This window comes from Hyphomicrobium sp. DMF-1 (assembly GCF_027886585.1).
In the GTDB taxonomy this organism is placed as follows: domain Bacteria; phylum Pseudomonadota; class Alphaproteobacteria; order Rhizobiales; family Hyphomicrobiaceae; genus Hyphomicrobium_C; species Hyphomicrobium_C zavarzinii.
In genome coordinates this window covers 3,796,848-3,817,808 of record NZ_CP115706.1, presented here as the reverse complement: position 1 = coordinate 3,817,808, position 20,961 = coordinate 3,796,848, and the positions used below count along the sequence as shown (strand labels likewise).

The following is a 20,961-nucleotide window of genomic DNA, read 5'->3' as shown; positions in this document are numbered from 1 at the left end:
TGCGCCCGCGGCACATCCTGGCCCACCTTTTGCTGTGCTGTCCGTTATGTGGGCAACCACCCCGACACTGTCGAGGCTTCACGCTCCGTTTACCAAACTGGCGTCAGATTCCCGTGCCATCTGGCGCTATCACCGATAAGTGGATATTTCGAGTAACAAATCCCATGACCGCCAAGCCCTCCCGCCTTCCGATGTGCAGAATCTTGCTCGCAGAGGACGATGACTCCATGCGTGGCTTCCTCGAGCGCGCGCTGGGCAAGGCCGGCTATGAGGTGATCTCGTTCGCCAACGGCGAGGAAGCCTACGAGCGCTTGCAGCAGGAGCCCTTCACGCTGCTGCTGACCGATATCGTCATGCCCCGCATGGACGGCATCGAGCTGGCGCGGCGCGCCGCCGAGATCGATCCCGAGCTCAAAATCATGTTCATCACCGGCTTCGCCGCCGTGATCCTGAACAACGAGGCCACCGCGCCCAAGGAGGCCCGGGTGCTCTCCAAGCCCTTCCACCTCAAGGACCTGGTGCGCGAGGTGGAGCGTCTCCTGGCGGCCTAGCTCCCGGCGCTTGAGCCCCGATTTTCGGGGTCTTTCGCCAAACCGGGGCGCCCTCCTGCGACCGCTTCGCGGATAATTGGTTTCCGCCCTTGCGGACCGCTGGCAATGCCAGTATAGGAGGCGCTTCCGAATGACTTTCTCGGCACGGATGGGCACTTAGCTCAGCGGTAGAGCACTACCTTGACATGGTAGGGGTCAGAGGTTCGATCCCTCTAGTGCCCACCATCCGTCCGCCGTGCCCTCAAACGGTTGAGAACAATGAAAGTAAGAAACTCGCTTAAGTCTCTTCGCTCGCGTCATCGCGACAACCGCCTCGTCAGGCGCAAGGGACGCGTTTACGTGATCAACAAGACCCTCCGCCGCTTCAAGGCGCGCCAGGGCTGATCGCGTATATCTGAATTTCTCGCGTGGGGGATGATCCGCCCGGCACCTCAAGGTGTACGGGCGGTTTCGCTTGTCTGGAGCCTTTTCAGCGAGCGCACTCTCCGCCGAAGCCCTTTGACGCCGCTGGTGCGCCTCCCTATCTTCGGCCTATGGCAAAAGGTAAGATTTTCCCAGTCACCGTCCTGAGCCGCGCGAGCGGTCTCCTCTGCGCGGGCCTCGCGGCAATGGCCGCCCCGTCCGCCGTCCTGGCCCAGCAGGAGCCGGGCGTCGCTCCACCCCAGCTCACATTGCCCGATCAAGGCCCTCCCGCCGTGACTGGCCCCGTTCCCGCGCCCGAGAAGCGGCCTCAGGCGGGTAAGCAGCCCGAGGGTGACAACAACGGAGCGCCGCCGGGCAAGGGCGCCGCCGGAGGGACCGAGTCGACGCCCGAGCAGCGCGAAAAGCTCCTGGCCGAGCTCTATGCCCGTTTGGCGAGCGCACCGGATGAAGCGACCGCCGCGCAGATCGCGACCGCCGTCGAGCAGCTTTGGCAGCATTCGGGAAGCGCCACGGCGGACTTGCTGGTTGCGCGCGCCACGGCCGCAACGGAAGCCGAGCGGCGTGATCTCGCGATGAAGCTGCTCAATGCCGCGATCGAGCTTCAGCCGGACTATGCGGAAGCCTGGAACCGCCGCGCGTACCTCTTCTATCTGGAGGACGACTACAAGCGCGCCCTCGGCGACATCCGCCGCGTGCTCGCTCTCGAGCCGCATCACTTCAAGGCCCTCGAAGGGCTCGCCAACATCCTGCAGCACCTCGGGGAGAAGAAAGCGGCCCTCGAGGCTTACGAGAGCCTGCTCAAGGTCTACCCCAACGCGCCAGGCGCCAAGAAGGCGCGCGACGACCTCAAGGTCGAGGTGGAAGGGCAGGGGATTTAGACCATGATCGCTTCGGACCCTATCAGTCCGAAGCGTGCCTCATCGGTCTCGCTAAAAGCCCCATGATCGCTTCGGACCCTATCAGTCCGAAGCGTGCCTCATCGGTCTCGCTAAAAGCCCCATGATCGCTTCGGACCCTATCAGTCCGAAGCGTGCCTCATCGGTCTCGCTAAAAGCCCCATGATCGCTTCGGATCCTACCAGTCCGAAGCGTGCCTCATCGGTCTCGCTAAAAGCCCCATGATCGCTTCGGATCCTATCAGTCCGAAGCGTGACTCATCGGTCTCGCTAAAAGCCCCATGATCGCTTCGGACCCTATCAGTCCGAAGCGTGACTCATCGGTCTCGCTAAAAGCCTCATGATCGCTTCGGACCCTATCAGTCCGAAGCGTGACTCATCGGTTTCGCTAACGAAAAGCGCAGCGCGTCAGGACGTGATCTTGGGCGGGGTGCGCCGTTCCACAGGCACCTTGCCGCCTGTCGGCACGTAATCCGGGCTGTGGCCGTCCGGAAGGCCGTGCTCGTCCACGAACGCGAGGCGGATCATGTTGGTCGCGCCGGGCGAGCCGAGCGGCACACCGCACGTGATGACCACACCCTGGCCCGGCTTCACGAACCCGCCCTCGTAGGCGATGCGCGTCGCCTTGCGCACCATGTCGGCGAGATCCTCGGGATCGCCGGTGAGCACCGTCTCGATGCCCCAGACGAGCGCGAGGCGCTGGGCCGTGCGCGCGATCGGCGTGAGGCCGATCACGGGCAGGTTGGGCCGTTCGCGGGCGACGCGAAGCGCGGTCGAGCCCGTCGCGGTGTAGCAGAGGATGGCCGCCACCTTGACCGTCTCGGAGATCGCGTGCGCGGCGGCCGCGATAGCGTCGGCGCCCGTCGGCATCGGCGGAAACTCGATGGCGTGCACGAAAGCGTCGTAGCTCGCGTCGTTCTCCACCTCGTGGGCGATGCGCGCCATCATCTCGATGGTCTCGACCGGGTACTGGCCAACGGCGGATTCGCCCGACAGCATGATCGCGTCCGCGCCGTCGAAGACGGCGGTCGCGACGTCGGAGACCTCGGCGCGCGTCGGCATCGGCGACGACGTCATGCTCTCCAGCATCTGGGTCGCGACTACGATCGGCTTGCCGGCGGCACGCGCCTTGCGGGTGATCTGCTTCTGAAGGCCCGGAACGCGCTCGACGGGCATTTCGACGCCCAGGTCGCCGCGCGCCACCATGAAGCCGTCACCGGCCGCGATGATGTCGTCGATGTCCTCAATGGCCGAGGGCTTCTCGATCTTGGCGAGCACCGCGGCCCGCCCGTCGATGATGCGCTTGGCTTCGATGATGTCCTCGGCACGCTGCACGAACGACAGCGCGATCCAGTCGGCGCCGAGCTTCAGCGCGATGTCGAGATCCTTGCGATCCTTGTCCGTAAGCGAGCTGATGGGCAGCACGGTGTCGGGCATGCTGATGCCCTTGCGGCTCGAAAGGATGCCGCCGGTCACCACTTCGGCCACCATGCTCTTGCCGTCCACGTCGGCCACGCGCATGCGCAACTTGCCGTCGTCGATGAGCAGCATGTGCCCGGGCCGCACGGCATCGAAGATCGCGGGGTGCGGCAGGCTCACGCGCTGAGAGGTGCCCGGCACGCCGGTCTGATCGAAGCGGAAATGCTCGCCAGCCTTGACCAGCGCCCGCCCGTCGACGAACTCGCCGAGGCGGAACTTGGGGCCCTGCAGATCGCACAGCACGCCGATCGAGCAGCGATGCTTCGCGGCCACGTCACGGATGGAGCGCACCAGCGTGTGGGCCGTCTCCGCGCTCGTGTGGCTCATGTTGATGCGAAAAACGTCCGCTCCCGCAATGAAGAGACGCTCGAGAACGTCGGGCGCGGACGACGCGGGTCCAAGCGTCGCAACAATCTTGACCCGCCGATTACGTCTCATTTCCCGTCCGCCTCTTTATCGTCTGGATCGGTGAGGCGAACCGTCCACTCTTGCGCCTCTCCCGTATCGACTTCGAAAAATCCCGTGCGCTTATATCCGCGTTTGGGGCAATCCTGCACCCCCCGGATGGCGAACGTCTTATCGGCTGTGCACATGAAGTTCGTGCCCGCCCATTCCCCCCCGCGGTCGTAATCCACGGCGTGGACGTAGATAAACCGGCTCGGTACTGCCCCTTTCAAGAGCGTTTCGCAAGACTGCGACGCGATGTTCCACCACCCCTCGGTCGCCCAGCCTTCCGGGTCCTGGTAGCCGATCGAGACGCCGACCCGGCTCTGCGTGGCATTGCAGAACTTGAGGTCTGCCAGCGCCGGCCGCGGGAGCATCGCCAGCAACAGGGCCGCTGCAAGCGGCGAAAGGAATGCTCTCAGATTCATGGTTTCACGGGATGCCGGCCTGTACGTGGGATCACGACACTGGCCGAGCCTTGCTGGGAGGGCGAAACGTTGGCAATGAAAGCGGGCAGCTTTGAGGAGTGCACGGCTGACGGCACCCCCACGAGCGCTGCGCCATTGAAGGCCGGGACGCGAATTTTCGCAAGCCCCCGGGGGAAAAGCCGAAACGGCGAAATAACGAGGCCGATACAAGATTAAGGTGCCGATGCGACCCGAGACAGCGCCCGCCGCCAGCGTCACCATCGAGGCGGAAACCGCCGAAGCGTTCGTCCGCCGTCCGGGCTCCCTGGACGCGGGGCTGATCGTGCTGTGCGACCACGCCGACAATGCCCTTCCCGGGGAGTACGGCAGTCTTGGCCTGCCGCCGTCCGAGCTCGAGCGCCATATCGCCTATGACATCGGGGCACGCGCGGTGACGGAGCGGCTGGCCGACAAACTCGGGGCCCCCGCCGTGCTGACGCGCTTTTCCCGCCTGCTGATCGACTGCAACCGGGGCGAGGACGATCCCACGCTCATCATGCGTCTCTCGGACGGCGCCATCGTTCCTGGAAACCGCACGTTGAGCGACGGCGAGCGCGAAAAGCGGATCATGCGCTTCTATCGCCCCTATCACGAGGCCATCGGCGCCCTTCTCGATCGCGCGTTGGCGTCCGGCATCGCCCCGGTGCTGCTCTCGATGCACAGCTTCACGCCGCAGTGGCGCGGAAAGCCGCGGCCCTGGCATGGCGCCATCCTCTGGGACAAGGATCCGAGGCTTGCCGGGCCGTTGATCGAGGGCTTGCGCGCGGACGCTGCCTTCGTCATCGGCGACAACGAGCCCTACTCGGGCCGCCTCAAGGGCGACTGCATGTGGCGCCACGGAACCTCGCGCGGGCTTTCCCACGCCATCGTCGAGGTTCGCCAGGACTTGATCGCGACGGAGAGCGGCCAGAGAGAGTGGGCGGATCGCCTGGCGTCCGTGATGCAGCGCATCCTTGCAGGTCGGGATGGCGATCCCGATCTCAAGCGGGTGAAACATTTCGGGTCTCACACCGATTGAGATACCGCGATCGGCCTCGGAGCCGGATGAGGAACAACAGATGACACGCGATCCAAGAACCACCATCGAGCTTGAGGCCGCTGCGTTTCGCCGTCTTGTCGCGCACCTGCGCGAGCGCGCGGATGTGCAGAACATCGACCTCATGAATCTCGCGGGTTTCTGCCGGAACTGTCTCGCCAACTGGTATCAGGAGGCGGCAGCCGACAAAGGCATGATCGTGTCGAAGGATGAAGCGCGCGAGATCATCTACGGCATGCCGTATGCCGAATGGCAGAAGCGCCACCAGACCGAAGCCTCCCCGCAGGCCCTTGCCGCGTTCGAGAAGAGCAGCGCCCACACCACGAAGAACAAAAACTAGGAGCCTCATCCACAGGAAATTATCTCTGGATGAGAAAGCGCCTCGCCTTGCCCCTGTCCCATCCGAGTTCTAGCCTCGGCTCAAGATCGCATCCGCAAACGGCGGAGCGCGAAGAGGGATCGGATATCCGTATTTGTTGGGGGTAGTAATGACGACGCTTCAGGCTTCGGCACAGAATCAGCTTCGCCAGATCATCGAAAGCATCGAGCGGCTCGAAGAGGAGAAGAAGGCTCTCTCCGGCGACATCCGCGACAAGTATCTCGAGGCCAAGGGCGTGGGCTTCGACGTGAAGATCCTTCGGCAGATCGTTCGCCTGCGCAAGAAGAGCCAGACCGAGCGGCAGGAAGAAGAAAGCCTGCTCGAGGTCTACATGCACGCTCTCGGAATGCTGAATGGACCGGTCTCGGCCGGTGCGGAGGCAGCTGCCGACCGCATGATCGCGGCGGAGTAGCTCGTCCGCGGGCAGATCGGCCATCCGTGGTGTGACGTGAAAATAAAAAACGTCTCGGGCCGCTTCGGCGCACGGCCCGAGACGCTAACGACGAGTGGAAGCCGGAGCTTCACCTGCCGTATTCGGGAACTGTTTCCCGGATCGCCGCGAAATCGCGGAACGATCACGATCGTTTGTTCGCTGCGACCATAGACCGCTGCCGATATCAGGGCTAATCGTTATTTGTTTCTCCCCTGATCAGGCTGTCTTATGACGCAGGTCACTATCAAGCAGTTACGCTATTTCGATGCGCTCGCGCGGGAGCTTCATTTCGGCCGCGCGGCGGATGCGTGCGCGGTCACGCAGCCAGCCCTTTCCATGCAGATCCACGAGCTCGAGCAGAACCTCGGCCTGATCCTGGTCGAGCGGACGCGCTCGGGCGTGCAGCTCACCGGCAAGGGTATCGAGATCGCCGCTCGCTGCGCGCGCATCCTGGGAGACGTTCGCGATCTCGTGGCCTACGCCCAGCACGCCAACCGCGTGCTCGCCGGCACGCTCCGGCTCGGCGTCATCCCCTCGGTCGCGCCCTACATGCTGCCGCCACTGCTGCCCCTGCTGCGCGAGGCCTATCCGGATCTGGAGCTGCATGTCCGCGAGACGCAGACCCAGGTGCTGACCGACGAGCTGCTCGAAGGCAAGCTCGACGTGCTGCTGCTCGCGCTGCCGCTCAAGCATACGGATCTCACCAATCGCAAGCTGTTCGAGGACAAGTTTCTCCTCGCCGTGCCCAAGGACCGGAAGCTCTCCGGCCGCGTGCGCGCAACCAAGGAGCTGATCGAGCACGAGCGCTTGCTGCTGCTGGAGGAAGGCCATTGCCTGCGCGATCAGGCACTCACCTATTGCAGCCTCCAGCAGGTGGATGCGGTGAACACCTTCGGCGCCTCGAGCCTCGCCACCATCGTCGAGATGGTCTCGGCGGGCTACGGCATCACGCTGCTTCCTGAGATGGCCGTGGGCATCGAGGAGCGCGGACGCGACATCACGCTCGTGCGGTTCGTCGATCCCGAGCCCTCGCGCACCATCGGCCTCGTGTGGCGGTCCACGTCTCCGCGAACGCAGGATTTCGAGGAGCTGGGGCGCCTCGTCACCAAAGCCTGGAAAGAGGGTCCTCTGGCAATCGCGCTAGGAGGAAGCCGCTCCCGCAAGCCAATCACCGCGGCAGGGTCTTGACCGCCCGCGAGACGAGCTGAGGGGCTGCTGGCTGCGGCTCAGGGACAGCCGCCATCGACTCGAGGTGCACGGCGCTACCGCTGAACTCCTGCGCCCACGCCATCGCCGTCTGCAATTGGCCCGCGCCGAACCGCATCGGCAGCACGGTGCCCTCGTCATCCAGCATTTCGAGCGTCATCGGCACGTCCGGATGCACGAGCGTCTGCAGCGCCGGGTCGTCGAACGAGGCGGTTTCCGTCAGCAGCGGGGCGAGCGCGAAAGGCCGGTAGGAAAGCTCGTCCGGATGGTCTTCGTCATATTCAGGTGCAGCCGTCCAGCCGCTCCGCCAGTCGGTTGAGCCCTCTCCGAAGGGATGCGCCGCGGCAGGAGCCGCTTTCGGTGCGGGCTCGTTGGCGACGGCTCGCTTCGGGAACGGCCAGTCCGGCGTCATCGAGGCGCGCATCGGCGTGGAGCCCGTGATCAGGGATGCGCTCTTTGCGGCGGGCGCCAGCGCAGCCGTCTCCTCGATTGAGGCGAGCTGGACCAGCATGTCGAGGCGTGAGCGGTCGGCATCGGGCAGCTTGGCGACGAACGTCGACGGCCGGTCGACGGGCTTCGGCGCACTTACGAGTTTGGGCTTCACGTCCTGAGCAGCCGTCTCGGCGACAGCCTTGGCGATCACGCCCTTGCTCTCGCCCGCTGTCCGATCGGAGGTGAGGGCCACCGAGCGCATCGTCTCAGGCGCGGTCTCGGAAGGCGGCGGCATCGGCGCGCCGACGGCCATGCGTTGATGCGGAGCAGGCGGGCGAACCGCCCGCGCCGGGCGCGGAGGCACTGGAGCCGGGTTGGTCACAGATGAAGCATCCGCTACCTGCACAGCCGCCTTGGGGCTGTCCCGCAGGGCGTAGAATTGCGCAACTTCTTGCGCGAGATCCTTGCGCCGCTCGCGTGCGGCGCGCACGTCGGCAGGTGTGATGGGACGGCCGTCAGATGGCTCGTGCTTCGAATGACCGGACGGGAACAGCAGCGCCAGCTCGTCGCGCACCATGCGCGGCCAGTGGCGCACGCGCGCCGTGTCCACATGCACGAAAGGAATGCCGGAGGTCGGATAGTAGCCGACGCCGCCGCGCTCACGGATCATGGCCGAGTAGCGCATCCGCTTCACGGGTACGTCCGGAAACGCGATGTCGATCGCCTTGCCGGTTATGTGCTGGCTCTGGCTCGCCTGTCCGCCGCGCGTCTTGCGCAGCATCTCGTTGGTGCCGCGCGAGCGATAGCCGCAGATGATGCTGACAGGCTGCTGAGAGCCCAGCTCCCGGTGCATCTCCCAGATGATGTCCACCGTGTTGGGGTCCATCTGGATGGATTTGTTCTCCCGCCAGTCGCGCATGATCCAGTTGATCTTCTCGAGCGCGGCGGGAACGAAGCGGCCGTCCTTCTTGTACTGGACGGTGAGCGTTTCCTTGGTGTGGATGTGGAAGAAGGAGATGGTGCGATCGTCACCGGCATGCGCCAGCGTGGCCTGCGAGGCGGCGGCCACGAGTGCGGCCGCGCCGAAGCCCAGATACCGGCAGGTGGACAGTCCCGCCTTTACGCCCAACAGAATTCCCCCATCGAGAATGCCAAGGTTAACGCTTACGCCCCGTTGCTTAACGGTTGGTAACCTCGGAATGCGCGATCAAGAGGGCTCGCCCGCGGCATAAAAAGGGCAAGACGCCCCGCGCCGCCAGTAAGACGCAGGGGAGGGTTAAGGAGCGAGGCTAATGCTCAGAAGCCGCCGAATACGTTGTTGAAGAACGTTTCGAGCGGGTTGCCGCCGCCCGCGTACTGCGATTTCGCATAGGTGACGGGCGCCAGGTGATCCGGGCCGCGCGCGATGGCATTGAAGCGCCCTTCGAGCGCGAGAATGACGCGCTGCTCGTGACCGTAGACGTCCTTGAAGCTTACGAGCTCGCCTGCGTCGTTCACCCATTGCGTGAAGTAGGCCGTGTGCACGGGGATCTTCTTCTCGAGCACGATCGGGTTTTCGACCGGGTCGGCGTTGACGAGGGAGGCGACCTGGTCCGGCGTCCAGCCCTTGTCGAACTCCAGCACCACCTCCGCGAACCGCGCGGGGTTACGCACGCGGATGCAGCCATGGCTGTAGGCACGGGTCGCCTGGTTGAAGAGGTGCTTCGTCGGCGTGTCGTGCATGTAGACGATATGCTTGTTGTGGAACGTGAACTTGAACTGGCCGAGCACGTTCGCGGCGCCCGGCGGCTGATGCACGTCGAATTGGCGAATGTCCGCAGAGCCCCAGTCGACATAATAAGGATCGACCGGCTTGCCGTTGCGCGTCATGCGCAGGCCCTGCTTCTGGAAATAGGTGCCGCCCCGCGCCAGGCTCGGATAGAGCTCCCGCACTTTGATCGAGTCCGGCACGTTCCAGCGCGGATGAATGGTGACCGTGTCCATGACCGCCGAGAACACCGGCGTCTGTTTGTCGACGAGGCCCGTGATCACTCGCTCTTCGTGCACCACTTTTCCATCCCGCACGAACTCGAACATGAACTCCGGGATGTTCACCCACACGTGCGTGGCGCCGAGATCCTCGGGCATCCAGCGCCATAGCTCCATGTTCGCGCGCACGCGATCCGGGTTCGGCACGTCGATGTCGTTGAGCGCGGCGCGCGAGCCCGCGCCCACGATGCCGTCGGGCGCGAGGCCCTTCTCGGTCTGGAAGGCCTTGACGGCGGTTGCGAGCGCGTCGTCGTAAAAGGCCTCATCTGCGGGCTGCTCGGCAGTGCCCGCCGGAGCTGGCACCTTGAGCCGCTGGCGGAGCAGCGCGACATGCGGATGAGTTTGCCCCGGCGAGAGTGCCGGTCCTTTCGGCAGGCGGACGATGGCGTCCGCCGTGCTCGCCGACTTCAGAAGCTCGAGATACTTCTGGCGCAGCTTTTCGAACTGCGGATGCTTCGGGTGGAACCCTCTCAGCGTCGCATCGGGCGGCGTCGATCCGGCAAGGTCCGCAAGCACGGCCTTGGGATCGAGGAGTTGCGGCGTGCGGTCCAGGTAGGACGAAAGCTGTTTGGCGGGCTCGGTAATGCGGCCACCGCGCGCGTGGCGCGCGTAGGTGAGGGCGGCGACGGAGAGCTTGCGCTCGGCGTCGGCAGCGCTCTCTTCGGTCAGCGTTCCGCCGACATCCGGCAACGCGAACGCCGAGGCGTCGAGCCCCCAGTCGTTGGCCTTCTTGATTTCGGCGATCACGAGCACGGCGCGATCGTTCAAGGAGCCGTCCGCGATCCAAAGCGGCGCGTCATTGCGCGCGAGATAGAAATCCTTGAGTGCGAGCGCATCCTGCCGCTCGGCCTCGGTCGCGGTCTTGGGAAGTGTGTCGAGAGCCGCGCGGACCAGTGCGCCGAGCTGCGGTTTCGTAGGCGCGGGCGTCGCCGCCTGCTCAGGAGCGGGCGAGGCGGGAGGAGCAGGTTGCGCGACAGGTGCTGCGGTGACGGGCGCAGCCGTGGCGTCGGCCGGTTGCGTGGGCGCTGCCGTGATCGGGGCCGCGGGTGGTGCGGCGTCAGGCGCTGCGACTGGATCTGCGAAGGCGGTTGCCGGCAGCACGGACGCCGCAAGCAGCAGAACGCAGGACGGGGCGATGCCCCTCAACCGGTGACGCATGGCAATTCCTCGTGGCCGCGCTGTAAAAATCAGGACGCGCGATCACGCTCGACACCTAAGCAGCAACCATGACCGATGCGCCGGACCGATAGGTTCGGATGCAATCATGGTCTAGCCGAGGCACTAAGCCTTGAGAAGCTGGGAGGGCCCGCGTCCCGCACGCAGGCGAACTTTTGCCCGTCTACTGTTGTGGAATTGTGATCACGGGGGCCGCGCCGCTCCGCCATCCTGCCACGCCGGCCGAACATCGAAGAGGAGGAAATGGAGGCCGGCTGATCAATGTCGTCCGGCAGCCTCGTCGCAAAAATGGCCGGGACGAGCCCGGCCATCGATCGATCTTCTGAGCGTTTTTGCGCGACCTTCTAGTTCACGCGCGGCTCGAGGCCGTACTCCTGCATCTTCCGGTAGAGCGTCGAACGGCCGATCTTGAGGCGCTTCGCCACTTCCGTCATGTGGCCGCGATAGCGCCCGAGCGCGAGGCGGATCATGTCGGCCTCGATGTCTTCGAGCGCGCGGATCTCGCCGCTCTCGGTCACCGCGGGAATGCCGAGCGCCGAAGGGCCGCCCGAGGGGCGCACTTCGACGGTCTGCGGAATGGTGTCCTCCGCGCCGAGCAGCGCGGGGCCCGTGTAGGCCGGCGGCTTCTGCAAGCCGGCCGGAGCGGGCGGGATCTCGGCGGTGAAGCCTTCGACCTGCGTTGCGATCTGCGGGAACTCGGCCACAGAAAGCTCAGCGCCATCGGCCAGGACGACCGCGCGGAAAATCGCGTTCTCGAGCTGGCGCACGTTGCCCGGCCAGTCGTAGGCCATCAGCATCCGCATCGCCTCGTCGGTGAAGCCACCGACGCGCTTGCCTTCCTCCGCGCCGAAGCGGGCGAGGAAATGCTGAGCAAGCTCGGGAATGTCCTCGCGGCGCTCGCGTAGCGGCGGCACCCAGATGGGGAACACGTTGAGTCGGTAATAGAGATCTTCGCGGAACTTGCCGTCCTTCACGAGCTGGATCATGTCGCGGTTGGTGGCGGACACGAGGCGGAAGTTGACCTTGATGGGCTTCTTCGCGCCGACCGGATCGATCTCGCCTTCCTGAAGCGCGCGCAGCAGCTTTACCTGCGCATCGAGCGGCAGCTCGCCGATCTCGTCGAGGAACAGCGTGCCGCCGTCGGCTTCCTGGAACTTTCCGACGCGCCTCTCGACGGCGCCGGTGAACGCACCCTTCTCGTGGCCGAACAGGATGCTCTCCACCAGGTTCTCGGGGATCGCGCCGCAGTTGACGGTGACGAAGGGCCGTCCCGCCCGCTCGCTCTCGCCCTGGATGGCGCGTGCGATCAGCTCCTTGCCGACGCCGCTCTCGCCTTCGATCAGGACCGGAATGGTGGAGGTGGCCGCGCGTTTGCCGAGCGCGATCACGCGCTGCATGCCTTCGCCGCGGATGATGAGATCGTCGAACGTCAGCGTGCCGTCCGTCTTCTTCTTGATCCGCGAGATCTCTTCGGAAAGCGCTTCGATCTTCATCGCGCTCTTCATGGAGACTTCGAGACGCTCCGGAGAGGCGGGCTTGATCACGAAGTCCACGGCGCCGAGACGGATCGCGCTGATCGCCGCATCCACCGAGCCGTTGGCGGTGAGCACGATGACGGGAGGCGAGGCTTTGCCCTTCAGCCGTTCGAGAACGGCCATGCCGCCGATGCCGGGCATGACGAGATCCAGAAGGACGAGGGAGATGGTGCCCCGCTCGGGGCCTTCGAGCACTTCGAGCGCCTGCTCGCCGGAATTCGTGGAGCGGGTCTCGAAGCCGAACCGTTTGACCGTTTCTTCGAGGATGCGGCGCTGGGCGGGATCATCGTCGACAATAAGAACACGCTTTGCCATGAAGCACTCGTACACAACACGAACTGGAACACTGCCGGCCTCGCCCCACGCGCTAACACAGCCGCGCGCGGATCGATCAGCAACTCAACTCGAGCGAATGATTGCCCGACAACGGTAAACAAGCTCTTTCGGCTATGCTCACCTTGAAACTTTTTTGCCCGCCTGTGGCCTCAGGTTGACGCTTTTCACCCGCGGAGGAGCCCAGACACTTCACCTTTGCCGCTTGAAACCGGGGGCGAGAGCCCGCAGATTAAGGATTGCTTTCTCCCATATTCACTGGAGCTACTGATGACGCCGACCACGCGCGCCCCGCTGTTCTCTGATATCGCCCGGGCAAAGGCCCAGAGCGGATCGACCCCGACGGAGGAGCGCGATCTCGGCCCCATCCCCGAGTGGGACCTTTCGGATCTCTACAAGGGAATGGACGATCCGTCGGTGACCCGCGACATCGATCGGGCGGCTGCAGAGGCAAAGCGCATCAAGGACGCTTATCAAGGCAAGCTCGTCGCGCTCGCGGGCGACGGCGCCAAGCTGGCGGACGCCATTTCTTCCTACGAGCAGCTTTCCGATCTGATGGGCAAGCTCGGCTCGTTCGCAGGCCTTCTCTATGCCGCCAACCAGGCGGATCCCGCCCGTGCCAAGTTCTATGGAGACATCTCCGAGAAGCTCACGAAAATCTCGACCGATCTCATCTTCGTCGAGCTGGAGCTCAATCAGATCGAGGAGGCGGCGCTCGCCCAGGCGGTGACGCATCCCGCGCTCGCCCGTTACAAGCCCTGGCTCGAGGATCTGCGCAAGGAAAAGCCCTATCAGCTCGACGAGAAGCTCGAGCAGCTTTTCACGGAGAAAGGCCAGACTGGACGCGGCGCGTTCAACCGTCTGTTCAGCGAGACGATGACCGGCCTTCGCTTCGATGTGGAGGGAGAACCCGCACCCCTGGCGCTCGAAGCGACGCTGAACCTGCTTTCGAACCCGGCCGAGCCGCGCCGCCGCGCAGCGGCGGAGGCACTTTCGAAGGTGTTCAAGGACAACATCCGCCTCTTCACCCTGATCACCAACACGCTGGCCAAGGACAAGGAGATTTCCGACCGCTGGCGCGGCTTCAAGGATGTGGCCGACAGCCGCCACCTTGCCAACCGCGTCGAGGCGCCGGTCGTGGACGCGCTGGTCGAGAGCGTGCGGGAAGCCTACCCGCGCCTGTCGCATCGCTACTACGCCATGAAGGCCAAGTGGCTCGGCATGGACCGGCTCTCGCACTGGGACCGCAACGCCCCGCTCCCCGACAAACCGGAGCAGATCTTCACCTGGGCGGAAGCCGAGGGAATCGTGCTCAAGGCTTACGGCGCCTTCGCGCCCGATATGGCGAACGTCGCGAAACAGTTCTTTGACAAGCGCTGGATCGACGCGCCGCTGCGTGAAGGCAAAACGCAAGGCGCGTTCTCCGCCGCAACCGTTCCCTCGGTGCACCCCTACGTGCTCATGAACTACCAGGGCAAGCCGCGGGACGTGATGACGCTCGCGCACGAGCTGGGCCACGGCGTCCACCAGATGCTGGCCCGCGACCAGGGCGCGCTGCTCGCGCCGACCCCGCTCACGCTCGCGGAGACCGCGTCGGTGTTCGGCGAGATGCTGACCTTCCGCGCGCTCCTCGCCGAGACCAAGAGCCCGCGCGAAAAGAAAGCGATGATCGCCGGCAAGGTCGAGGACATGCTGAACACCGTCGTCCGGCAGATCGCGTTCTACCTGTTCGAGCGCAAGGTCCATGAGGGACGCCGCAAGGGTGAGCTTACGAGCGACGAGCTGAATGCCTACTGGATGGAGGTGCAGAGCGAGAGCCTGGGACCGGCGATCGACCTCAAGCCGGGCTACGAGGTCTATTGGGCCTACATCCCCCACTTCATCAACTCGCCGTTCTACGTTTACGCCTACGCGTTCGGCGATTGCCTCGTGAACTCGCTCTATGGCCTTTACCGGGAGGCCCACCCCGGCTTCGTCACCAAATACTTCGATCTCCTGAAGGCGGGTGGCTCGAAGCACCACTCCGAGCTGCTCGCGCCATTCGGCCTTGACGCCACCGATCCGTCCTTCTGGTCGAAGGGGCTCAAGGTGATCGAGGGCATGATCGACGAGTTGGAGGCCATGGACCGCGCCACCGCCTGATGGCTGCCGATTTCTTGCCCCCTCAACACGATGGCCGCCCTCGAGGCGGTCATCCAGGGGTTGCGGGGCGGCGGGCGTTTTACAATCCGTACAACGGCCCTCTGCCTGTGTTGTACAATTTGTATAACGCAATGCGGAGCCGCCGCCATGAAGCTCGAAATCAAGAAGATCGGCAACTCGACGGGGCTCATCCTGCCGAAGGAGCTGCTGGCGCGCCTCGGGCTTTCCCAGGGCGACCACGTGCTCGTCACCGAGGGGCCGGACGGTCTCAAGATCTCGCGCTACGTTCCCGACATGGAGAAGGGGTTGGAGCTCGTAAGGCGATGAAGACCTATCGGGCCGCCCTTACCGAATTGCCCAAATGAGCGAGCCCGTCTGGCTGTTTCCGGAACCGAGATCGCGGAGGAGGGCCTGTCCCGTTGGATCCGCGACAACTGGCCCAAAGCCCCGTAAAACGGGTGCGACTGCAACTCGCCTTTGCCGCTGTCAAGACGGAACCACGCTCCGCCCTGCGAATTTGACCGCTTACGAGCCTGCTCGAACAGGCGTATAAGCGCCGAAATTTGCTGCGAAAGCAGCGGCAGCAATAAGAGGCCTGATCGTGGCACGCCCTAAGGCCACCGAGGTTGGTGGCGAGTCCGGCGAAACTTCGCACGATCGCCATTTCTGGACGCTCGTCGTCGGATCAGTCGGCGTTGTCTACGGCGATATCGGTACAAGCCCCCTTTATGCCTTCCGCGAGGCGGTCCGCGCGGCCAGCGGCGGAAGCCCGGCCAACTCGGAAGCGGTGTTCGGCGTGCTGTCGCTCATATTCTGGGCGCTGATCCTGATCGTCACGCTGAAGTACGTGATCGTGCTCCTGCGCGCCGACAACAAGGGCGAGGGCGGCACGTTCGCTCTGATGGCGCTGGGCCAATCGGTCGCCAAACGAAGCTCGCCCCTGCTGTTGGGGCTCGGCATCGCCGGCGCCTCGTTCTTTTACGGCGACGCGGTCATCACCCCCGCCATCTCTGTGCTCTCGGCGGTCGAAGGCCTCGCGCTCGTCTCGCCCGCCTTCCACAATCTGATCGTCCCGATCGCCCTCGTGGTGATCGTCGGGCTCTTCGCGGTTCAGAGCCACGGCACGGCCCGCGTCGCCCAGTTCTTCGGCCCCCTCACCATCGTCTGGTTCCTCTCGCTCGCCATCGGCGGGCTGCTGCACATTTTCGACAACCCGATCGTGTTCTCCGCCCTCAATCCGTGGCACGGCGTCCGCTTCATGGCGACCCACGGCATGCTGGGCCTCACCGTTCTGGGCCTCGTCTTCCTGGCGGTCACGGGTGCGGAAGCCCTTTACACCGATCTCGGCCATTTCGGCCGCAAGCCGATCCAGACCGCGTGGCTCGGTTTCGTGTTCCCCTCCCTGATGCTGAACTATCTGGGCCAGGGTGCACTCGTGCTCTCCGATGCGACGGCGCTCGAAAACCCGTTCTATCGCCTCTACCCCGAGTGGGCACTGGTGCCCATGGTCATACTCGCGACGACCGCCACCGTGGTCGCGAGCCAGGCGGTGATCACGGGCGCGTTCTCGCTCGCCCGCCAGGCCATTCAGCTCGGCCTCCTGCCACGCTTCGCGATCCGCCACACGTCAGAGAGCATGGCGGGGCAGATCTACCTCCCGCGCGTCAACTGGCTTCTGCTGCTCGGCGTCGTGGTCGCCGTGCTGATGTTCAAGAGCTCCTCGCACCTCGCCACCGCCTACGGCGTCTCCGTTACCGCGGCCCTCGTCATCGACACGATGATGGCGTTCTTCGTAGTCTGGAAGTACTGGCGCTGGCCGGTGTGGAAGGCGGCCATCCTGATGATCCCGCTTCTGATCATCGAGCAGACGTTCTTTGCCGCAAATATCCTGAAGCTGTTCGAAGGCGCCTGGGTTCCGCTCGCCATCGCGGGTGTCCTGAGCCTCATCATGTTCACCTGGGTGCGGGGTTACGCCATCCTCGCCAAGATCACGCGCCGCAACGAGGCCGATCTCGACTGGCTCGTGCGCAAGCTCGAAGCCAAGCCCCCGACGCGCGTTCCGGGCACTGCCGTCTTCCTGTCGTCCGATGTGAATGCGGCACCGACCGCGCTCATGCACAACTTGAAGCACAACCGTGTGCTGCATGAACGGAACCTGGTGCTTTCGATCCGCACTGAGGATACGCCCCGCGTGCCTCGCCACGAGCGTGTGGAGATCGATCGCTCGAACGAGACTTTCATCCGGGTGGTCGCGTCATACGGCTTCATGGAAACGCCCAGCATTCCGAAGATCATGGAAAGCTGCCGGCGCAAGGATCTGAATCTCGACGTGGGGGCGACGTCCTTCTTCCTCTCACGCCGCTCGCTGCGGCCGACCACGAGATCCGAGATGCCGCGGTGGCAGGAGCGCCTGTTCATCTGGCTCGCGCGCACCGCTGAGGACGCCACCACATACTTCCAGATCCCGACAGACCGTGTGGTCGAGGTCGGGACCCAGGTCGCGATATAGGAAACGGGTCCGGATGAGCCGCGGCCCTCAAGCCACGGCCTTCTTCCTTTCGACGGCGGGCACCGGGCGCCCGAAGAAATAGCCCTGCACCTTGTCGCAGCCGCGGCTCTTGAGGAAATCTACCTGCTCCTTGGTCTCCACGCCTTCCGCGAGAACGGGGATGGAGAGTGCATTGCCGAGTGCCAGAACGGCAAGCATCACCGCCCGCGCCTGCGCATCCTTGTCGATGCCGTCAACGAACGTCTTGTCCAGCTTGATCTTGTCGAAGTCGAACGCGCGCAGCGTCGAGAGCGAGGAATAGCCGGTGCCGAAATCGTCCATCGCGATGGAGATCCCGAGCTCCTTGAGCCTTTTCAGAACGTGGATCGCACGCTGCGGATCCTTCATCAGCGACGTCTCGGTCGTCTCCAGTTCGAGCCGCGAGGGAGGCAGGCCCGTCTCGATCAGGATCTGCTCCACGATGTCGGGCAGCTCGATCTGATGCAGCTGGATCGCGGAAAGATTGACCGCGATCGTATCCGGCTCGTCCCAGGTCGCAGCTTCCGCGCAGGCCATCCGCAAAACCCATTCTCCTATCGGGAGAATGAGGCCGGTTTCCTCCGCGAGCGGGATGAACTCGGTGGGAGACACGTAGCCGCGCTCCGGGTGACGCCAGCGCAGAAGCGCTTCATAGCCGACGCTCCGCTCGGTCGTGATGTCGACCTGAACCTGATAGCGCAGCTCCAGTTCCCCGCGCGGCAAGGCTTCGCGCAGATCGCTGATCATGCGGCGTCTCACGCGCAACGCTTCGTCCATCTCCTCCGCGTAGAAGCAGATGTTGTCGATGGGCGATCCCTTCGCGCGATACATCGCCAGATCGGCGTTGTTCATGAGCGTGGTCGCGTTCGGCGCGTGATCGGGATAAAGGGCGATGCCGATGCTGGCGCCGCAAACGGCCTCCACGTGATCGATCTGCACGGTCGAGAACAGTTGCTTCTCGAGCCGCACCGCGAGATCGAGCGCATCGTCGCGGCCGGAGACGCGGCAGGTCGCCACGAATTCGTCGCCGCCGAGGCGCGCGAGGTATTCCCGCTCGCGAAGCACGCCGCGCATGCGCTCCGAAAGCACCCGAAGCACGATGTCGCCCGCCGCGTGGCCTTGAAGGTCATTCACCTCCTTGAAGCGGTTGAGGTCGATCGCGAGCAAGGCAAGCGACGAACCCACCTCGCAGTCGGCGATGATATGGTCGAGATGATCGAGGAACGAGGCGCGGTTGGGCAGCCCGGTGAGCGCGTCGGTCCGCGCGAGATTGGCGATGCGCCGTTCCTGCTCGAGGCGGGGCCGGATGTCACGCAAGGCGTAGACGCGCAAACCCTGCTCGCCGCTTTCCGTGTGAGCCGCAATTTCGACCGCGACGCTGTCGCCGCAGGCGGCCTGCAGCGTGGTGCGCACGACGGCACCCTCGACGAGCGTGTCCACCCGGAACCCTACGGTCGAGACAGGCTGACCGATCAGGTCGTCGCGCGCGAAGCCGCTCAGCGCTTCGAACGCGGCGTTTGCCTCGATGATCTCGTCGTTCTGCGTGATGATCATGCCATCGGCCGAGCTTCCGGCCAGATGCCGGAGCCGCTGGGCGGCTTGCTCGCGCACTGCGCGATCCACGAAATTGCTGACCCAGACGATACCCATCACGAGCACGGCAACGCCCGTCACGGCGAACGCCAGCATCTCGCGGGCTTCGCTGCTTGTCGCCGCCGCATCGGAGGGCGCGAAAGGCAGGATCGTCATGGCTGCCATTCCGGTGAAATGGAGGCCGACGACGGAGCCCACGAGAAGGCCGGGTGCCCCGTAGCGCGCCCATGACGGGTTGGCGGACGCAACGCTTTGGAATGCCAGCGCCGAGACCACGATCGACCAGGCGAGGGAGGCCGTGAAATATCCGGAGTTCCAGAGAATGGTTGCGTCGACCGAGAATGCTGCCATTCCCACGTAATGCATCACGGCGACGCCGCCACCGAACGCCGCGCCACCGAGGCTTGCAGCGAACGGGACGTTCATCGAGGCGACGAGGAAGGCGATCGTGCTCGTGAAGATCACGAGGATAAGCGAGAGGGCGGTCAGTCCTGCTTCATAGCTGACGGGTGTCTGCGGCTCGAACGCGAGCATCGCCACGAAATGCGTGCACCACACGCTCGAGCCTGCGGCCACGGCCCCGAAGAAAACCCACGCCTTTGCCGTGCCTCCATGTCCGCCCCTCGCTTTGCCGAGAAGGTTGAGAGAGGTCCAGGCACCGAGGGTGCAGATCAACGCAGCGAGGGTGACGAGCAGCAGGTTGTGCTCGGTCGTCAGGCAGGAGAGAACACGCATACTGGTGGGGTCCGAATGGAGCGAAGAGCCCCCCAGATACATGCAGAAAATGAATATATTTCCTGACGTGTACTGTCGTGTTTGAGGTCGAAACAGAGCATCGCGCGCCGGAACTGACAGGGCGCGTTGCAAAAGGCGACGGGAGGAAACGGATAGCTAACCCTGACGGGCTCTTGCGCAGGCCGCTCAGTCGTTGAGGGCTTCGAGCTCGGACTTTCCGGCCGGCACGAGGTTCACGCTCTCGCCGCAGCCGCAGGCGCCCTTCTGGTTCGGGTTGTTGAAAACGAACGTGGCCGAGAGCTTGTCGGTCTTGTAGTCCATCTCGGTGCCGAGCAGGTAGAGGACGGCCTGCGGATCGATGATGACGCGCGCACCGTCCTGCTCGACGGTCTCGTCGAACTTTCCGACGGTGTCGGTCCAGCTCATCGTGTATTCCATGCCCGCGCAGCCGCCCTTCTTGATCCCGATCTTGAGACCCGCGACGTCGGGTCCCTTCGAGGCCATGATCGCCCGTACGCGCTCGGCGGCGCGAGGCGTCAGCGTCATCACCTTCGGCCGGGGCCGGCGGGGGGCTGAAGTGGTCTGGTCGGTCATCTGTGCGCGCGTCCTGGTTCGCCCGTGCTTCCGGAGGTCAACATCCGCTTTGGATGGTCACACGATCCCAATATAGCGTGACATGGATCAATTTACGAGATGGGCGCCCGGCAGGCCCGGCGGCGATCCGCCGGTTCCTGGAATGTTTAGAACATATTCAGTGCCAGCCGCGCCTCGTCCGACATGCGGCTTTGATCCCAGGGCGGATCGAACGTGAGCTTCACCTTCGTTCCGCTGACGCCGGGAACGGCGTTGACGGCGTCCTCGACCCAGATCGGCATTTCACCTGCAACCGGGCATCCCGGCGCCGTGAGCGTCATCTCGATCGCGACCTCCCGGTCGTCGTTGATGTCGATCTTGTAGATCAGCCCCAGCTCGTAGATGTCGGCCGGAATCTCAGGATCGTAGACGGTCTTGAGGGCAGCCACGATATCGGTCGTCAGCCTGTCCAGCTCTTCCGGCGGCAAGGCGGAGACCTCGGCCGGAGCGGTGGTCTCCGGCACGCTCGCCTCGGCCGGCGTCGTCGTATCCTGTGTCTCGAGCTCGCTCATTT

Annotated in this window: 18 protein-coding genes and 1 tRNA gene; 11 read left to right on the top strand and 8 right to left on the bottom strand. The window is 64.5% G+C overall.

The features are described from left to right. The first annotated feature begins 191 nt into the window (after positions 1-191). The 4 genes from cpdR to PE058_RS17420 all read left to right on the top strand — a co-directional run bounded on the left by cpdR (position 192) and on the right by PE058_RS17420 (position 1,852). Entirely contained in the window at positions 192-551 is a 360-nt protein-coding gene (cpdR, locus tag PE058_RS17435; RefSeq protein WP_026867911.1) for a cell cycle two-component system response regulator CpdR, read from the top strand. 150 nt (positions 552-701) lie between these two features. After that, positions 702-776, top strand: a tRNA-Val gene (locus PE058_RS17430). A 33-nt stretch (positions 777-809) separates the two neighbouring features. After that, positions 810-935 carry a type B 50S ribosomal protein L36 gene (gene ykgO, locus PE058_RS17425; protein ID WP_020085222.1) on the top strand — a complete coding sequence of 42 codons (126 nt, stop codon included), beginning with the start codon at positions 810-812 and terminating at the stop codon, positions 933-935. Positions 936-1,159: 224 nt separating this feature from the next. Continuing rightward, the gene (locus PE058_RS17420) at positions 1,160-1,852 is read left to right on the top strand and encodes a tetratricopeptide repeat protein (RefSeq protein ID WP_020085223.1); all 693 of its coding nucleotides are present in this window, start codon (positions 1,160-1,162) and stop codon (positions 1,850-1,852) included. 425 nt (positions 1,853-2,277) lie between these two features. Here the strand turns inward: PE058_RS17420 and pyk are convergent, their stop codons facing one another. Both pyk and PE058_RS17410 read right to left on the bottom strand, forming a co-directional pair. Further along, positions 2,278-3,786, bottom strand: coding sequence for a pyruvate kinase (pyk, locus tag PE058_RS17415; protein WP_020085224.1), 1,509 nt, complete (start codon positions 3,784-3,786; stop codon positions 2,278-2,280). Beyond that, the gene (locus tag PE058_RS17410) at positions 3,783-4,220 is read right to left on the bottom strand and encodes a DUF1036 domain-containing protein (protein ID WP_020085225.1); all 438 of its coding nucleotides are present in this window, start codon (positions 4,218-4,220) and stop codon (positions 3,783-3,785) included. The genes pyk and PE058_RS17410 overlap by 4 nt, the downstream gene beginning before the upstream one ends. Positions 4,221-4,443: 223 nt before the next feature. Here PE058_RS17410 and PE058_RS17405 point away from each other — a divergent pair, with 223 nt between their 5' ends. The 4 genes from PE058_RS17405 (at position 4,444) to PE058_RS17390 (ending at position 7,295) form a co-directional block, all read left to right on the top strand. Beyond that, positions 4,444-5,277: an N-formylglutamate amidohydrolase gene (locus tag PE058_RS17405; RefSeq protein ID WP_020085226.1), complete on the top strand. Its 834-nt coding sequence runs from the start codon at positions 4,444-4,446 to the stop codon at positions 5,275-5,277. Between the two features lie 40 nt (positions 5,278-5,317). After that, a complete protein-coding gene (locus tag PE058_RS17400; protein WP_020085227.1) occupies positions 5,318-5,635 on the top strand; it encodes a DUF1244 domain-containing protein in 318 nt (105 codons plus the stop codon). Positions 5,636-5,783: 148 nt separating this feature from the next. Continuing rightward, the gene (locus PE058_RS17395) at positions 5,784-6,086 is read left to right on the top strand and encodes a DUF2312 domain-containing protein (RefSeq protein WP_020085228.1); all 303 of its coding nucleotides are present in this window, start codon (positions 5,784-5,786) and stop codon (positions 6,084-6,086) included. A 249-nt stretch (positions 6,087-6,335) separates the two neighbouring features. Further along, entirely contained in the window at positions 6,336-7,295 is a 960-nt protein-coding gene (locus PE058_RS17390) for a LysR substrate-binding domain-containing protein (RefSeq protein WP_020085229.1), read from the top strand. Here the strand turns inward: PE058_RS17390 and PE058_RS17385 are convergent. From PE058_RS17385 to PE058_RS17375, 3 genes are all read right to left on the bottom strand, one after another. Continuing rightward, positions 7,276-8,874, bottom strand: coding sequence for a DUF882 domain-containing protein (locus tag PE058_RS17385; protein ID WP_271028972.1), 1,599 nt, complete (start codon positions 8,872-8,874; stop codon positions 7,276-7,278). The two genes, PE058_RS17390 and PE058_RS17385, sit on opposite strands and share 20 nt — an antisense overlap. Before the next feature lie 167 nt (positions 8,875-9,041). Then, positions 9,042-10,931, bottom strand: a complete 1,890-nt coding sequence (locus tag PE058_RS17380) for a L,D-transpeptidase family protein (RefSeq protein ID WP_271028971.1) — start codon at positions 10,929-10,931, stop codon at positions 9,042-9,044. Positions 10,932-11,293: 362 nt separating this feature from the next. Then, complete coding sequence (locus tag PE058_RS17375) at positions 11,294-12,799, bottom strand: sigma-54-dependent transcriptional regulator (protein WP_026867913.1); 1,506 nt, start codon at positions 12,797-12,799, stop codon at positions 11,294-11,296. A gap of 288 nt (positions 12,800-13,087) precedes the next feature. Here PE058_RS17375 and PE058_RS17370 point away from each other — a divergent pair, with 288 nt between their 5' ends. The 3 genes from PE058_RS17370 (at position 13,088) to PE058_RS17360 (ending at position 17,468) form a co-directional block, all read left to right on the top strand. Further along, positions 13,088-14,959 carry a M3 family oligoendopeptidase gene (locus PE058_RS17370; RefSeq protein WP_020085233.1) on the top strand — a complete coding sequence of 624 codons (1,872 nt, stop codon included), beginning with the start codon at positions 13,088-13,090 and terminating at the stop codon, positions 14,957-14,959. Positions 14,960-15,106: 147 nt separating this feature from the next. Next, positions 15,107-15,286, top strand: coding sequence for an AbrB/MazE/SpoVT family DNA-binding domain-containing protein (locus PE058_RS17365; RefSeq protein WP_271028970.1), 180 nt, complete (start codon positions 15,107-15,109; stop codon positions 15,284-15,286). A 268-nt stretch (positions 15,287-15,554) separates the two neighbouring features. Beyond that, positions 15,555-17,468, top strand: a complete 1,914-nt coding sequence (locus PE058_RS17360) for a potassium transporter Kup (protein ID WP_420537149.1) — start codon at positions 15,555-15,557, stop codon at positions 17,466-17,468. A 27-nt stretch (positions 17,469-17,495) separates the two neighbouring features. Here the strand turns inward: PE058_RS17360 and PE058_RS17355 are convergent, their stop codons facing one another. The 3 genes from PE058_RS17355 to PE058_RS17345 form a co-directional block, all read right to left on the bottom strand. Continuing rightward, positions 17,496-19,814, bottom strand: coding sequence for a bifunctional diguanylate cyclase/phosphodiesterase (locus tag PE058_RS17355; RefSeq protein ID WP_026867914.1), 2,319 nt, complete (start codon positions 19,812-19,814; stop codon positions 17,496-17,498). Positions 19,815-20,000: 186 nt separating this feature from the next. After that, positions 20,001-20,408 carry a HesB/IscA family protein gene (locus tag PE058_RS17350; RefSeq protein ID WP_245257637.1) on the bottom strand — a complete coding sequence of 136 codons (408 nt, stop codon included), beginning with the start codon at positions 20,406-20,408 and terminating at the stop codon, positions 20,001-20,003. A gap of 146 nt (positions 20,409-20,554) precedes the next feature. Beyond that, positions 20,555-20,959 carry an SUF system Fe-S cluster assembly protein gene (locus tag PE058_RS17345; RefSeq protein ID WP_020085238.1) on the bottom strand — a complete coding sequence of 135 codons (405 nt, stop codon included), beginning with the start codon at positions 20,957-20,959 and terminating at the stop codon, positions 20,555-20,557. Between the last annotated feature and the right edge of the window lie 2 nt (positions 20,960-20,961).